Here is a 13,651-nt window from a genome sequence, read left to right on the forward strand (position 1 = left end):
AGCTGGGCCTGTATTCTTTCCTTAACAAGAAGCAGATCAGTGAGCTACCGGATTGGCTTCTGGATTGACGCAACCGTTTCGTGTAATAGCTATTTGAATTACACGAGGTCATCCTGCTAGAAGACAACGATCACACCGAGGAACTACAAAAGTTCATGAGTAGAGGATTCAGAAAAGAAATCAAGAAGACAGAGGTTACAGCGTCTTCACTAAACAGGATTTAAACATTTAGCCACAATGCGATATAGTTTCGTATTGTGGCTTTTATTGTAACTCAAATATATTTTTTAAAATAGATCAGAACGATCACCTTTCAGTAACGGGTTGGTTATCAAAGCAGCGGAACCAGTTTTAACATGACGCCCACTTAAGCGGATTCATCTAGTAAGCCGACCCAACCTCTGGTTACATTGCTTAATGGTCACCTAAGTAATGGCCAGAAGGTGAAAACCGCTAAAAACAGTGCAACAATTTTCAGGGACATTATATAACAATTGGCAGCCTATAGTAATGTGAGGTTGCCGATTGTACTAAAACTTATTATCGTCAAATACTTCCTTCAGGATGTTTAGGGCTTTTCTATGCTCTTTCTCACTTTTATTTAAGAGGAATGCATGTAAAGCTAATATAGTCTCATTGTCCTGTTTTCCACCTAAGCTCATTAATTCGAAAAATCCTATATTTAAGGCAGCAGCAATTTTAATAATGGTTTCTATAGTTACGTTTCCCTCTCCGCGTTCAACCCTGCCTATATATGAGAACGATGAGCCAATTTCATCAGCGAGAGTTTGCTGTGTTAATCCCTTTTCTTTCCTTAGGGTTCTTATTATTGCACCAATTTGTTCGGAAATGGTTTGCATATAGTTATCTACTCCTCTTATTAAAAAGTGTAGACAAAAGACCAAATGAATTGGAGTCACTAAAAGATTCAAAATTTTTAATTATTGTCCCTAAAAGTTTTATGATGTATACTGTAAATATCTTCAAAAGAAATGATGTTTTACCCAATTTAGTTTTGTGATTTGATTTTCTCGAAAATGAACGTTGTAAAAAAGAGGTAGGCTTATTTTTGATGGTAGTACCTAAAAAGGCTCCATTATAATTCGGAGGTTTAATGATGGAAAACCGTTTAAAAACAGAAGAAGAAATTTATTTGTTCTCTGAACACGTACATACCTTGGTATGGTAGACAGGTAAGATTTCACAATCTAGTAACAAACTATTCTAAATTTGGACAAACTAATTATTTGCGAAATTGACCAATGTTCAAAAATGTTATAGCATGGTTAAAAATGTAATATGGAGGTTCTATATGTTAAATTCATCTGTTTTAGAATCAATAACTGACATAAACCTTTTGACAGACATGTTACAAGCAGAATTTTCGCTAGATGATTGGGAAGCTATGGTGCATATTGCGGACAAGCTTTATACGTCGATTAGAGGATTGTACGAAGAAAACCAACTTCGGCAAGCAAAGGGTCAACAGCAGATTGATACCAAAAAACTTAAACGAAGTATCGTCTTCTACTTTGGGTATGCAATGGTTATGAAAGGTATTGCTTTACAGAAGATGGGCGATTACGCAGCAGCCAGAGATTGCATCGAAAAGTACACTGAATTGGGCTGGATATACGGATTGGACAAGGATGGACAAGCTGATGTGGCTCATTTCAGGAAGCTTGCACGAGCAAATACATACGTTCTTGACTTGTTGGAAGGAAAGATGGATACACTTCCTGAATATGTTCATTTTATACATCAAAGTGAAGAAGAAGAGTTGTTGCCGGGAATCATAACGATCTTGGAGGCAGCTATAAAATACGACTATAACGTTGATTGGGCATTAAAAGAGTTTCAACCTACTCTGGATTCCTTAGACGGAAACTACGAAACAGATGCCAATATACGTTATTATATAGACCATCTCTATCTAATGGCTCTATATAACCTCAAAAATGCAAATTATTCTTATGCACTAAATATATCCCTCAAGGCTTTAGGAATGTCTGATAAACTTAAAGATGATACAGGCTATAAAAAACTCAATGCACTATTTGTTTCTTTTAGTGTTCATGCAACTAAAGATCAACTGGAAGCATACAATGTATTGAACAATAAAATCTTGGGGAGGGTGCTCAAAGATGAAAAAGGCATTATGTATGATGGCAGTAGCTTTGTTTCTGCTCGGTAGCGTGAGCAACATAGGAGCGTTAGTCGCTCCGAACAATCATGGAGCGAATAGCTTTCAACCTAACAATCATGGAGCGAATAGTTAATTCCAATCATCTTGCAACCCCTTCCACAATGGAGGGGGTTTATATTTGGAAAAATGGTACCTAAGAATTATTTTCCAGTATTATTATATAATCACACAAATATTCTCATATATTGTGGTATAATGGTTAAGAGTACGCTAACGAACTATAACATTAACGGTGGCGAGTAGTAAACAAGTATTTGATTCCGATGGGGCGGATGGATGTCAAAGACGACAAAGGGTATGTTAACTCAAGCGGTCTTGCGATACAAAGTCTTCACGACTTCATTCATGCATCCTAAATTAGCCACCCATAACTTTACGATATATGTCCAACAAATACGGATCACTTGAAGATTGGGTGTTTAATGAATATGAAAAAGAAAATATTAAGCATAGTTGGAATTATAGTGGGTGTCCTTTTTGTCTTCTATTTACTGAATTTATGGGCGGCCAGTGGCTTACATGTACCTCAATAGTACCGAGTCGTTTTATAAACTATATGGGGTTGTTTGTTCGTTTCAAGCCCATACAATTCCTGAAACTAAAGCTTAGTATTTCAATCTTATTTAAAGGGTATGGGAAAACAATGTTCAAAAAAATGGTGTTATTAATCATTGCGGCTAATTTTTTGTTGATTGTTACTGTGCCGGATCAAGCCTTTAACCATCACCATAATATTCAGCATAAAGTTACCATAGGAGGATTTTAAAGCTAAAGCTCTGCTAACCTTATGGTTGGTAGGGCTTTCTTTTGTGAGGAATTACCACACATATGGCAGAATAACTATCTGAGGTGATTTGCATGAACCATACATATAAAGTGTTAAAGTCGGATGTCGAACTATTTGCAGCTGCATTAAGCCAGGTAAAGGTGTATGTTGTTCAGTCGTTGGGCGAGGATTTTATATCGGTTATAGACTATGGTGGCACTATAGAAATGTTTTCGCCTAATTCGGTTAAGATTGCTGGAGCGTATTACATACGGAATCAATTTGAATTTAGAATAGAGGTGAACGAGGACTCCGCTGGTATGTAACCCAGTAGGGTGTCCAAAGAAAATAAAGTATTAGACTGGCGGGTGCTTCATTACGCTAACGGGCAGATGAGTTCCGTTGAAAAAAGGATTTATCTAAGTTGTATATAATGTAAGATAGAGTAAATTAACTTCTTGAGCAATTGCACTCCTTTTACGATTAACAACACAATTAACAAGGAGGAATCAAGAAATGGTTAATGGGAAATCTAAGATAATTGGCTTTATTGGTTTAGTGCTAATTGTAACAATAGTTTTTGTTTGTTCTTATCAGATTTATCTCAATGTAGGAATTGTCCATAATTATTTTTCGCCAAAATTAACATCTGTTATTGATGCTGAAGACACCACAGACGAATGGAACCCTATAATATTTGATGGTAATGACTCAATTAATTACGATACTATTTTCTGGGACAAGACCATTATTAATGATGCAAATAGTGACCGAAACGTGTTATTGAGAGTTAAAGATGCAAAAGGGGATATTGTTATTGAGGAATTCCAAGTATCTCCTGGGACTAGCAAGCATTTAGATGGCCTAATTAAAGATACAAAGTACTTCTTTGAAATTAAAGCTGAAGAAGGACAATTCATTCTTAATGCAACATAATAAGAACGTAATTGAAATTCGAATATTTTCTCGTCCAGGGTTGCCGCTTTTTATATAGTTGGGGCTACGGTTATTCGATCATATAGCTTAGTAAAGAGGTTAAAGGTTGGTTCCAACAGTAAGTGTTGTTAAATTATTAGGAAAGCATTATTTAGCGTAGGTAGACTAAATAATTTCTATTGATACGTATGGTATATTTTTTGGCTTAGACGACTATAATTATATAAGATCGTCTGGTATAAAACTGTTTAACAAATAGGTCACCCTGGGCTCAGAGTGATCTATTTGTGCGTTTCAAAAAGTTTAAAAGTGGTATTCTGACCATCAAAAATCGCATTTATTATCCTTAACGTTTCTGTCTAGAAAGTTAGGCAGTTGAATATAGAGTAGATATGAAAAGGGTCACCAGATTGTATTCACTAGGCCCTAATGGGTAGACCATATCAAGAATAGGAGTGGAAAACCATGAAGAAAAAAATATTTTCGTTGTCTATTATTTCTTTAGCTATAGCTACCACAGTAGGTGTAACTTCAGCCTCACCAAGTAAAACTAGCGGAAACAACATTATTTCTCAAAGATCGGGCGGAAGCGCAACAGTAAGAGAAGCGTTTAGTGTCCCTAAAGGCTGGGGGCATGTTAAACTTTGTTTGAAGAATCATTCTGATCATCCAGTAAAGGTAAGTTTAACTCACAGCGGTTCAAACAAACTATATTTCGAAAGTTTAGTAATCGCTCCTCACGATACAGTGGCTTGGAATTCTAACGACCAAGGTTTCAGCGATGGTTTACGTTCTGGAGACTACATACTTCAATGGAGGGGCGGTGATTATAAAGTTGACGGGGAAACATGGGGAGTAGCTGGCTCAAAGCCCGAAACCTCTAAATGAACTAATACTAGCTTCCTTTGTTAGACACGTCCTTGTAGGGCGTGTTTTTTATTAGCTTGTAGCCGATATAAGGACCTTGAGAGAGCTAAGTAATGAAGGATCAAATTGAATCAGATACTTCAATGCAAATATTCAGCCAATTAGAGCAGCAGAGAGGTGAAGATTGAAAGCAATTGAATTAGCAATTGTATTAAATGGTAAAGAGGACAATTTGACCTGGTTGCACTATCTTTTGTTCCTAGGAAAGGAGAAATGATTTTATGGAATAATCAACTCTATCGTGTGCTTGATGTTATGTATAGTTTTGAAACAAACATAAAGTGTTAGACTCGGAAAATAAAGTTGTAGACTGAGAAAATAAAGTATTAGACTAACGATGTTTCATTAAGCTAACTGGCAGAATAGTTTAAGTTCATGAGCAGTGAACTATACCGCAAGGAGAAAGACATTTTTGGAAGCAAGCTCCTACTTGGTCAAGGGAAATATCAGAGAGTCGAAGTGGCTCCCTGACTATTTTCTCTAAGTATCCTTCTTTAGTTGATCCGTCTGCACTTCTGGTTCACGCTTTGCAACTCTGGATATGACAAAGACTGTTGAGAGAATCAGAACAAAGCCCAATAAATCAATCATTTGAAACTTATCGTTCAACCATACAACAGATAGTACCGTGGCTACTACTGGTTCAATCGAAGCTAAAAGACTGCTTTTCGTAGCACCAATTCGCTTGATTCCCTCCAAAAATAAGATATAGGCCAGAATTGTACCAAATAAAATAACGACACCCAGAGCAACATATGCGTTAAGACTAATTGTGCGCTTCAATTCCCAGGGTTTAAAGACAATGAATAAAATCCCTTCGCCTAGAAGCATCCCCCATGCTGTCATGATTAGGGTGTCGAATTTTTCCATTAACGGTTGTGATTGAATGCTATAAACAGCAAAACATAAAGCAGATAATATCGCCAAAAACAAGGATTCTCCTGAAACGTGCAGAGAGGAGATATTGCCATGAGTCGCCGTAATAAAGATTCCAAGGATCACGAGCATCACGGATACAATTTCATAACGAGCTGGCATTATTCATATTTCATAATGCTACTGGCTTTATAATCAGTCCAGTCTACCCATTATATTTACTTTAACGGATGGATTAACATAAATTTTTAATCGTAAGTGGTTGTTCTTAACATATGCAGGCTGGATTAGACTCTTTCAAATTTTTCTTTATTATTTATATATACAGTGAATCCTTGACATAACTACACCTAGCCTTCGAAGGATTCTAAGAAAATAAGGGCTGGGTAACAAAACCATTCCCCTATTTTGCAACCATGACTGAACACGATCCGTATTATAATACAAAACGCGAACACAAATATGGAGGTAATTAGTGATGAATGAACAAAAGGGATGCGTGAAATGCGGCAGCCGAAACGCCAAGACGAAAGAGGTGGCCATGACTGGCACCGGCCTCTCTAAAATGTTTGATATTCAGCACAACCAATTTGTCGTCGTTTATTGCGAAAATTGTGGTTATTCCGAATTTTACAACAAGCAATCGTCGATGGGATCAAATATTCTCGACCTATTCTTTGGTTAAGCTGTGGAGGCGCGTCCTCCACTCCTTGACCCATTCATCAGGGACATCCTTAAAATTTACATCGCATCTTATTATTTTGCTTTTAATATTTTCCCACTTCAATGAAAGATCATCCATACCCGCCTTTATGATGAATCCCACTACCGATATCGCTAACTCTCCAACTAACGTATGAATGCCATTTTCAGTTAATTTTTATAAAAACTCTATGTATCCCTGCTTTAAATAACGGGTAAGTGTGTTTATAACGTCTTTTGGCTAATCAAACTAATTCAGTCTTGGAAGAATTGAAATCAAAATGACTAGGGTGACTATAAGAACACCAACTCTACTTGAGTCATAAAAACTATAAACGGGGTCACAACTCACAAGCGATGGTTGGAATCAAATTTTTGCTTTACCCTCGCGAGCGATTATTTAGAAACGAAACACATGCTGTTTAAAGAAAATAAAGTATTAGACTGGCAAACGCCCCATTAAGCTAACGGGCAGGATAGTCATAAATATGTTAAAATAAGGGTGAATAAAATTTGAGGTGATTTAATGTTTAATCCGAATGTCTTCTTCTATTAGTTGTGTCTAAGGCCATGGCTTCAAATGCCAAAATCTAACCCGGCACAACGGGGATGAAGATGTTTATACGGGAAGAGATTCAGTCCTGGGAAGAAGAGAAACAACGTAGTCTGGAGATCAACATTAAGCTCAAAGATCCAAGAAGAGAGAAGCTTAAGGATTTCCGTAAAGGAATCAAGAGTGTTCATTACAACAAAGAATGTAAAGTAGCAAGAAAAGATGATTATCGTCTGTATAGAACAAAAATGAAACGACTGATGCGTAGTGAGAAATACGAGCTCCTACACAGTTACAAACGAACAAGTGGTTGGATTACTTGGTAAATGAGGTAGCCCTTGGATGAACTCATCCTATTGTTGAAGTGACTAGCAGTAGGGCAGCTCAGAGGGGCTGCTTTTTTTCATTGAAGTAACGGCAGGTTAGAGCCAATACGTGGTATTATTTAGAAGGAATCGATTCGAGAACAATTGCTGGGACAAGGAGCGTTGTAACATGAAGCTGATCAAAGATAACCGAAGCAGTGTGAAAACTAAAGCCGGTTATATTTTATTTGTTTTGATGGCGGCATCAATTGCAATAACAACTGGTGCATGGGTAAGTTCTCGAATTTATTAAATCAGTTGGTCTTTACACTAACGGGATAAGCTTCCATAATGGTAAAGGTACAAGCTATTAAGCTAACTGGATCTTTTAACAGCTCACGGCCATCCAGGTATTTGCTTTAAAATACAAATATTCATGTTATGGCCAATCGAATAGTAAATTTAAAATCCCAACGTTACCTATAATAACTTTTTAAGCTGGGAGATACGGCCTTGTGACACGCCAAGCCATTCGGCATATTGACTTTGCTTGGCTTCTGGATGCTTACGTATTAGCTTCCGTAGGTTACAATTTAGATATTGACGATATTTTAGACCGATTTGAATCTCATATCACAGCATACCGTGAACCCGAAGCTACAGATATTTACACTCAGCAGGTATTATCAGATGAATATGCTCGTTTTTGGTACAAACTCGCTAAGTACAATCTGTTCAGAGAAAAATACCCATACGGTTTTAAATGTCTTATACACGCTTTTGAAAAATCCGTTAAAATAAATAATGTACTACTAATTTCCAACTGCTCAGGTTTGTTAGAACGTTTCAGGGTTCATGCAGACCCTGAAACACTGGTTCAGTATCAAAGTATGCTTCTGGAGGTGTGGAAAAATGAGAAATAAGATGGTTTTCTTTTTAGCAGTTAGTTTTGGTTTTGTACTGGTGTCTGGAGCATCAGCATTTGCTCCATTTGAACACCATCAATCTCCTGGTACAATTTCGACTCAAGGCCATGTCGGTGGATTCTGATATTTCAGGAGGTGTGGGAAAGAAATGAAAAAAAAGATGCAAGGTTATATTGGTGGGGCATAAGTCAGGCATACGCATTTATAGTTTCCTTGACCAGCTTTTTAGCTGGTCTTTTTATTTTTATATAGGTAGCTTCTATGCAAAACTATTTCCCACACCTCACAATGAATTATTATTCAATAAAATGTAGTGTATTCTTTGTACTTGTAATACCAGGCAGTTTATGTGAGCAAGACCAACGCCGGGAGAATCCAGAATATCACTGGATTTTCTCGGCGTTGGTCCGTGATCAGAGACGCGCCAACTGAATGATCGATGCGAACGAAAAAAGCAGCTCCTGCATCTGCAGGAGCAGGAGCCATTTTTTGAATATCATAGAAACAAATATTAAAGATAGGCTAATACTGCGTTGAATATTAGTAGGCCTTCCCATAGAATGTTGTGATATCTGGAAAGATACGGTCAAATTTATGCATGATAGTTCACAAATTCTCCAAAGGGGGAGTAATCGATGAACCTTCACTGGAATATACGCATGTTGAATGTTGCAAATAGGCGACTACGACGAGCAAGGCACTTTTTAAAACTAGGAAGGTTTGAACAAGCTGAATATGACATTTTAGCCACTATAGTCATTCTCAGTGGTACGTTGGGTTAGTTGAATAACAACAGCGGCAGTCTTAGACTTTATTTTTCAAGTCTTTGGTCTGCCGCTGCTTCTTTTACTTATTTTCTAATAGCTGACGATTCTTCTCTTTAAAACCTGCGGTAATTCAACGACACCAGTCTAACACTTTATTTTAACCAAACATTATAAGCAAAATGCCTCTGCCAGGAAAGAAAACTCATACTTCATACAACTTGGAAAGAAGGGAATTCTAGAGTGGCTGGAGATTGATGAAATTTATAAAGAAATGATGAAGGTAATCATGCTCATGCACATTGGTGAATCTTCCGGATAAGGAGGAGCAGGGATATACCGGTTGGCTTTTCAGCTCATGGCCGGATCAGCAGCGCAACTAAATCCGGAAGAGGAATCAGTGGCATGTCCCGATTGATTTTGCGGAGCTGCGCGAAAAACAGAGTAATATTATTCAAAAATTAAAAACAAAAGACTCCCGTGATCATCGGGAGTCTTTTGCCTGTCCGGACGGACATATGTACGAACCGTATGTTACAGCGATTTGCCCCGGACGGGGTCTCAATTAGAGCTATAACTTATATTATTATATTACATCTTTATATTTATTCTGTCAACGAATTCTTCAAAAAATCAAGGCTGAGACTTAAACTGCACTGGTTGCAGCTGCCTGCGAAATCTTTGCAATTTCCTGCTGAATACTTTCCTCAGCCGGTTTCCATGTTACTTCTGTATTAGAAAGGAGATCTCTTAACAGTTTCTTTCTAACTCCTAAAGGCACTGGCAGCTGGATCATATCGATACATTGCATAGTTACATGGTCATGACATTTGTAGTAAAGTTTATCTTCTATTACTACATGTGTTACTGGTCGGTAAAGGGCAGTACGATCTCCAGCATTGAGCTTGATGGGGATTAATTGTGGAACGTTAAAAATAACATCTCTTAAAAGCTTTTCTTTCAGATAATGTAACCGGAACATATCTTCTACCTTAGATAATTGTAACGGTGATAGGGATAAAGGCGTAACCTTGGCATGAGTCTGATCAGGAACAATCTTGATGCTTTTTCTTGATACACTTGTCATTTGACCTATTTTTACAAGGCTTTCCTTTGGAGGATGACTTGGATTAGGATTCAATCCTTTAATCACACCAATACTTGATTTATCAAAGCCAATTTTTTTCTTACTAGACAAAGGAATGACAACAACATGCCCCAGAGTTGAGTTGAAATCCCAAATAATAGCAGGGTGCGGTTCGTCTAGAACCTGGCCGAGCCCTATAAAATTCACAAATACAACCTGGCCTTTGACAAGAGGCTGTGCAAAAACCTTTGTCTTGGGGTCTTGGGTTACTTGATTCAATTCAATTTCTATTATCCTTGCATGTTGATCCCATGCTCTTGCTTTAATTTCTGAGTTTAAAAGCCTTTCGCGCTCTTCTACCATATTACGGCTGAACTTCTCGATAAGTAATGTCTGCGTAGTACTTGGCAGATCGCGAACTCGATCTCTAAAACGCTCCCAAATTTTTGCCATTATTTCCAACCTTTCGATATTGCATACGAACGATAGTTTGTATATTATACCATGAATTGAGCCTCTCGTCAGTTTGAACGTTTAAAATCAATATCTTCATTGAGCTGTAAGATGAGGTTCTTATCAGATTGTTTACGGAATTGTAGATGAGAAGGTAAGGTTACAGTCCATGATACGGCCCGCCGGGATCGGTGACCAGGTAAATGTTGTGCTGGCTGGATAAAGTGCGCTAGCTGTACAGTGACAACAAGTTTATACCTTTCAAAAAGGATGATATCAGGAATGTGCAAATTATTACTTGTTGTCACTGTGCATATGAAAAATACCGCAAAGTAGATTTTTCGAAAATCTCGTGAGATATGGCTTTACTGATGTCCAATGTACTGTTAAAAAAAGACTTTTTTACTTTCGCAGTAATTTTGGAAAGTTATTTTGGCGGGAACTATATACTGTCGTGTACATCGACACAAAGTTCCCTACTTTAGTAGTTTAATCGTACTTTTAGTGACTTAGTTCTTTTTCACCAAGGGAATGAGGTGATTTTTTCTTATTTATCAAGCTAAGTAGGCAACTTTGTGTCACTTACGCAGCCAAGTAGGCAACTTTGTGTCACAAAATAATGACACAAAGTTGCCTACTAAAAATACAAAAACCCTTATAAAATAAGGGTTTCTATGGTTGGTAACTTTATGTCGATGTACATGTCGCTTTTCATATACAACACATCTCATGTTTGTTATAATGATTTAAAGTCTATAATAATGGAAAAAATATTTGAACACATTGAAAACAGGGCAGAGGCACAGATGATGCTATGTACACACCATGCGGGCTACTAAGGTGAGGATTCTAGTATTTAAGATTCACAACTTAATTACGTATAAGTCAAGTTATGTGAAATTTATTATATGGGAACACCAGTTCCCGTTATCATATCTATTGATATAATTTTAAATCCATTATTTAATAATTTCGTATTAATTTGGTTATGCGTAATTTTGTTTATCAGGAGGATTTAGATTAATGCATATTGATGAACGCAAAAAGTTATTAAAAAGAACTGAAAGTAAGTTGATTCAACTTCCCTGGTATGTAAAGGAGTTCATAGAATACAGTAAACGTAAACGGTCTCCTAATACATTATTAAACTATACCTTAGATTATATAACTTTCTTTGATTGGCTCATTTCTGAAGGATTTTACAAAGGTGAACGAGTCGATATTCCGATTGAAGTACTGGAAAGTTTGCGGTTTTCTGATATAGATCGGTTTGGTGATTTTTTGAGCTTTGAACATAACAACGCTCCCGAATCCGTTGATCGCAAATACGCTGCACTCAAGTCCCTTTTTCATTATTTATCTCAGATATCAGAGGATGAACATAACTTTCCTTATTTAAAGCGCAATGTAATGATAAAAGTGCAATCATCTAATAATGAGAAGTCTACTCTTGAAGATAAGGCTGCACGTATCGAAAATAAGATTTTACTAGATGATGAAATTTTTGATTTTCGGTTATTCGTGGCTGAAGGGTTTAAGGAGACTATTAAGGACAATAGGCGGATTTTAAACTCGCACCTAAAGAATATGGAGCGTGATTTAGCACTTATAAGCTTAATACTTGGTTCAGGCATGCGAATTTCTGAAACAATTGCATTGGATTTAAATGATATCGATCGACTAAAATCAAAACTTTCTGTCACTCGTAAAGGTAACAAGAAAGATTCTGTGACTATAAGCGACATTGCTCTTCAGGATTTAACATCCTATCTACAAATTCGAGAAAGTCGTTACCATGTTACGGAACAGCAAACTGCAGTCTTCCTATCCCTTCCCACCGGGCCTTCTGGGAAAACTAACAGGTTGACTGTAAGAGCTGCTCAAAAAATGATGGAACGTTACGCAAAAGCCTTTGGAAAGCCTGGTTTATCTATGCACAAACTTAGACACACTTTCGCAACAAAATATAATAAAGAAAATAATAATTTAGGGGCTCTTAAGGAGCAACTTGGACATACAGATGTTAATGTGACCATGATCTATACACATATAGGTAATGAAGACAGAAGAAAATCTGTAAATAAGGCAGACAGCTAATGCGCAACCTTTTTATTGAAGTTTGATTCTAAATTATATGTCTTATGTACCTTAAAACTATATATGCTGTAACTGCGAAATTCTACTATTCCTCTAAATCACAGAGAGGTACAGTCAAGCAAAAAGCTGCCCACCTATGACGACTTTTTGCTTGACTATGAGTTTTAGTCTTAGCTTGATCGCACACTAACAAAAAAGGCCTGACAAACTATATTAGACCGTTATTAGTTCTCGGTTAGGGACCTTAATAACAAGCGGTCCATTGCCAACACATCACTCCCATTCCACTCGCCTTTCTGAATCTGAAGAACCTCCCAGTATGCCTCTTTCTATTACCCTTACTCTGTATTTGAATTTAGGCTTGTAACGTAAATGACAGTAAGACAAGCTCTGAGTTGTTCTTCAAACAGTGTCTTCATTAACAACACTTATTAAAGAAGTATTGCAACTTTCATGACTTGTATTCGTTAGAGAAAGAGAAAGGATGTGTACGTCTAAACATGAACAAACCTGCTCGAATTATTTCTGTTCTTATATTTGCTGCAAGTGTAAGTGTATCTACTGGTTGTGCAAAACAGGAAACAAAAAGTCCATCCACCAATGAAACAGTATCCTCAATAGCCTCAAAACCCGCAATAAAAAAAGAACCAGGTCAATCAGATGCCCAGCATAGCTTGGACGAGATCAAATGGAATGAGGTTAAAGACCCTCTGATTGAGGATGGCATGATAACAAAACTTAAAGCGGCTATTGCTGCTTTTGTATCAAACAATTTGAATCAATTCCATGCTGCGCTTGCTCCAGACATTGGAGCAGGTCACGATTATCTTTTGGAGCATCCAGTGAAGTTTACAAGTATAGCTGAAGCTATAAAGGAAAAGGATCGGATACTGGTACCCGTAGTTGGCGAACGTCTTAATAAAGAAGAAGGTTCATCACCTGATGTAAGGTATACCTTTTATTTTGAAAAAGATAAGGATGGAACATGGCAAATTGTTTCGATAGACTGATTCATTTTTCATTCCAATCCAGGATAAGACGTTCGATAAAATC

14 protein-coding genes are annotated in these 13,651 nt (G+C 37.2%); 11 read left to right on the plus strand and 3 right to left on the minus strand.

All coding sequences use genetic code 11. The features are described 5' to 3' along the window. Window positions 1-530: 530 nt before the first annotated feature. Complete coding sequence (locus tag PPM_RS27800; RefSeq protein ID WP_014600311.1) at window positions 531-860, minus strand: helix-turn-helix domain-containing protein; 330 nt, start codon at window positions 858-860, stop codon at window positions 531-533. Between the two features lie 452 nt (window positions 861-1,312). On the opposite strand from PPM_RS27800, the gene PPM_RS27805 reads away from it, so the two are divergent. From PPM_RS27805 to PPM_RS27825, 4 genes are all read left to right on the plus strand, one after another. Then, window positions 1,313-2,194 carry a hypothetical protein gene (locus PPM_RS27805; protein WP_014600312.1) on the plus strand — a complete coding sequence of 294 codons (882 nt, stop codon included), beginning with the start codon at window positions 1,313-1,315 and terminating at the stop codon, window positions 2,192-2,194. 870 nt (window positions 2,195-3,064) lie between these two features. Continuing rightward, a complete protein-coding gene (locus PPM_RS27815) occupies window positions 3,065-3,298 on the plus strand; it encodes a hypothetical protein (RefSeq protein ID WP_014600313.1) in 234 nt (77 codons plus the stop codon). Window positions 3,299-3,488: 190 nt separating this feature from the next. Further along, on the plus strand, window positions 3,489-3,908 hold the full coding sequence (locus PPM_RS27820; protein ID WP_014600314.1) for a hypothetical protein: 420 nt from the start codon (window positions 3,489-3,491) through the stop codon (window positions 3,906-3,908). Between the two features lie 465 nt (window positions 3,909-4,373). Then, complete coding sequence (locus tag PPM_RS27825; RefSeq protein WP_043921470.1) at window positions 4,374-4,796, plus strand: hypothetical protein; 423 nt, start codon at window positions 4,374-4,376, stop codon at window positions 4,794-4,796. A 519-nt stretch (window positions 4,797-5,315) separates the two neighbouring features. On the opposite strand, the gene PPM_RS27830 is transcribed toward PPM_RS27825, so the two are convergent. Further along, a complete protein-coding gene (locus PPM_RS27830) occupies window positions 5,316-5,873 on the minus strand; it encodes a DMT family transporter (protein WP_025674048.1) in 558 nt (185 codons plus the stop codon). 316 nt (window positions 5,874-6,189) lie between these two features. On the opposite strand from PPM_RS27830, the gene PPM_RS27835 reads away from it, so the two are divergent. From PPM_RS27835 to PPM_RS29500, 5 genes are all read left to right on the plus strand, one after another. Continuing rightward, on the plus strand, window positions 6,190-6,396 hold the full coding sequence (locus PPM_RS27835) for a zinc ribbon domain-containing protein (RefSeq protein ID WP_014600317.1): 207 nt from the start codon (window positions 6,190-6,192) through the stop codon (window positions 6,394-6,396). 632 nt (window positions 6,397-7,028) lie between these two features. Beyond that, entirely contained in the window at window positions 7,029-7,292 is a 264-nt protein-coding gene (locus tag PPM_RS27840; RefSeq protein ID WP_231860500.1) for a hypothetical protein, read from the plus strand. 169 nt (window positions 7,293-7,461) lie between these two features. Further along, window positions 7,462-7,584 (plus strand): hypothetical protein, encoded by a 123-nt coding sequence (locus PPM_RS30465; RefSeq protein ID WP_268988055.1) that lies wholly within the window; start codon window positions 7,462-7,464, stop codon window positions 7,582-7,584. Window positions 7,585-7,828: 244 nt separating this feature from the next. Beyond that, a complete protein-coding gene (locus PPM_RS27845; protein ID WP_419185414.1) occupies window positions 7,829-8,194 on the plus strand; it encodes a hypothetical protein in 366 nt (121 codons plus the stop codon). After that, on the plus strand, window positions 8,184-8,321 hold the full coding sequence (locus tag PPM_RS29500; RefSeq protein WP_155252330.1) for a hypothetical protein: 138 nt from the start codon (window positions 8,184-8,186) through the stop codon (window positions 8,319-8,321). The genes PPM_RS27845 and PPM_RS29500 overlap by 11 nt, the downstream gene beginning before the upstream one ends. 1,286 nt (window positions 8,322-9,607) lie before the next feature. Here the strand turns inward: PPM_RS29500 and PPM_RS27850 are convergent. Beyond that, the gene (locus tag PPM_RS27850) at window positions 9,608-10,501 is read right to left on the minus strand and encodes a type II toxin-antitoxin system PemK/MazF family toxin (protein WP_014600320.1); all 894 of its coding nucleotides are present in this window, start codon (window positions 10,499-10,501) and stop codon (window positions 9,608-9,610) included. A 1,023-nt stretch (window positions 10,502-11,524) separates the two neighbouring features. Here PPM_RS27850 and xerS point away from each other — a divergent pair. Both xerS and PPM_RS27860 read left to right on the plus strand, forming a co-directional pair. After that, window positions 11,525-12,598, plus strand: a complete 1,074-nt coding sequence (gene xerS / locus PPM_RS27855) for a tyrosine recombinase XerS (protein ID WP_014600321.1) — start codon at window positions 11,525-11,527, stop codon at window positions 12,596-12,598. A gap of 500 nt (window positions 12,599-13,098) precedes the next feature. Next, a complete protein-coding gene (locus PPM_RS27860) occupies window positions 13,099-13,608 on the plus strand; it encodes a hypothetical protein (protein WP_014600322.1) in 510 nt (169 codons plus the stop codon). The last annotated feature ends 43 nt before the right edge of the window (window positions 13,609-13,651 follow it).

The sequence above is a fragment of the Paenibacillus polymyxa M1 genome (assembly GCF_000237325.1).
GTDB lineage: Bacteria > Bacillota > Bacilli > Paenibacillales > Paenibacillaceae > Paenibacillus > Paenibacillus polymyxa_C.

Coding starts and splice junctions, on each gene's coding strand:
- PPM_RS27820 (WP_014600314.1), top strand. CDS start 3,489: ATGGTTAATGGGAAATCTAAGATAATTGGCTTTATTGGTTTAGTGCTA.
- PPM_RS27825 (WP_043921470.1), top strand. CDS start 4,374: ATGAAGAAAAAAATATTTTCGTTGTCTATTATTTCTTTAGCTATAGCT.
- PPM_RS27800 (WP_014600311.1), bottom strand. CDS start 860: ATGCAAACCATTTCCGAACAAATTGGTGCAATAATAAGAACCCTAAGG.
- PPM_RS29500 (WP_155252330.1), top strand. CDS start 8,184: ATGAGAAATAAGATGGTTTTCTTTTTAGCAGTTAGTTTTGGTTTTGTA.
- PPM_RS27860 (WP_014600322.1), top strand. CDS start 13,099: ATGAACAAACCTGCTCGAATTATTTCTGTTCTTATATTTGCTGCAAGT.
- xerS (WP_014600321.1), top strand. CDS start 11,525: ATGCATATTGATGAACGCAAAAAGTTATTAAAAAGAACTGAAAGTAAG.
- PPM_RS27840 (WP_231860500.1), top strand. CDS start 7,029: ATGTTTATACGGGAAGAGATTCAGTCCTGGGAAGAAGAGAAACAACGT.
- PPM_RS27805 (WP_014600312.1), top strand. CDS start 1,313: ATGTTAAATTCATCTGTTTTAGAATCAATAACTGACATAAACCTTTTG.
- PPM_RS27850 (WP_014600320.1), bottom strand. CDS start 10,501: ATGGCAAAAATTTGGGAGCGTTTTAGAGATCGAGTTCGCGATCTGCCA.
- PPM_RS27815 (WP_014600313.1), top strand. CDS start 3,065: ATGAACCATACATATAAAGTGTTAAAGTCGGATGTCGAACTATTTGCA.
- PPM_RS27830 (WP_025674048.1), bottom strand. CDS start 5,873: ATGCCAGCTCGTTATGAAATTGTATCCGTGATGCTCGTGATCCTTGGA.
- PPM_RS27835 (WP_014600317.1), top strand. CDS start 6,190: ATGAATGAACAAAAGGGATGCGTGAAATGCGGCAGCCGAAACGCCAAG.
- PPM_RS30465 (WP_268988055.1), top strand. CDS start 7,462: ATGAAGCTGATCAAAGATAACCGAAGCAGTGTGAAAACTAAAGCCGGT.